The following is a 1,039-nucleotide window of genomic DNA, read 5'->3' as shown; positions in this document are numbered from 1 at the left end:
CAAGCAGCGGCTGGTGCACGGGCCGCGGCAGAACTGGTCCCAGCGGTGACGGGTCCGCAGCGGCCGCCCAGGGAACGGGTGGTGCTGGCGCAGCGGCGGGGTGCGCGCCAGATCCGTACCCGGACCGAGGTGGTGGAGCAGACCGATCTCGGTGCGGCGCTGATCGGCGGACTGATCCGGGCGCAACTGGGGTTGGCCCTGCGCCTGAGCCTGGTCGTGGTCGCGGTGTTCGGCTCGCTGCCCGTGCTGTTCGGGATCGCCGCGATCGCCGCGACGACCGTCCTCGGCATCCGGCTGCCCTGGATCGTGCTCGGCGCGCTCGCGTTCCCCGCCCTGTACGCGGTGGGCCGCCTCTACGTGCGACTGGCGCAGCGCAACGAGGACGACTTCCTCGAACTGGCCGGGGACTGACCCGTGCTGACCACGAGGCGACACCGATGACACCGGACAGTCCGGCGCTCACCATCGCGGCCCTGCTGCTGGCCGCGCTCGCCACCATCGGGATCGGCTTCTACGGAGTCCGGCTCTCCCGCACCACCTCCGACTTCCTGGTCGCCTCGCGCACGGTGGGTTCCCGGTGGAATGCCGCCGCGATCTCGGGCGAATACCTGTCGGCCGCTTCGTTTCTCGGCGTCGCGGGCCTGATCGCCAAGTACGGCGCCGACGCGCTCTGGTATCCGGTGGGTTTCACCGCGGGATATCTCGGTCTGCTGATGTTCGTCGCCGCTCCCCTGCGCCGCTCCGGCGCCTACACCGTCCCGGACTTCGCGGAGTTCCGGCTCGGGTCGATCCGGTTGCGGCGCATGGCCGCCGGGCTGGTGGTCGTGGTCTGCGCGGTGTATCTCATCCCCCAGTTCCAGGGCGCGGGGCTGACCCTGCACCTCCTGCTCGGGGCCCCGCCGTGGGTGGGGGCCGTCGCGGTCGGGGCGATCGTGCTGGCGAATGTGATCGGCGGCGGTATGCGGTCGGTGACCCTGGTACAGGCGTTCCAGTACTGGCTGAAGCTGACGGCGGTGGCGGTGCCCGCCCTGGTGCTCGG

The 1,039-nt window shown here is 71.5% G+C and carries 2 protein-coding genes; both read left to right on the top strand.

What is annotated here, in order from left to right; genetic code table 11:
- Positions 1-411, top strand: a 411-nt coding sequence (locus tag ACWDNU_RS47015) for a hypothetical protein (protein WP_449673601.1), incomplete at its 5' end; no start/stop codon positions are given.
- A 26-nt stretch (positions 412-437) separates the two neighbouring features.
- On the top strand, positions 438-1,039 hold a 602-nt coding region (locus ACWDNU_RS47010; RefSeq protein ID WP_449673600.1), incomplete at its 3' end, for a sodium:solute symporter family transporter.

Source organism: Amycolatopsis sp. NPDC003676 (assembly GCF_053587275.1).
The sequence above is the reverse complement of the archived record's forward strand: the minus strand, read 5'-3'. Positions and strand labels throughout refer to the sequence as shown.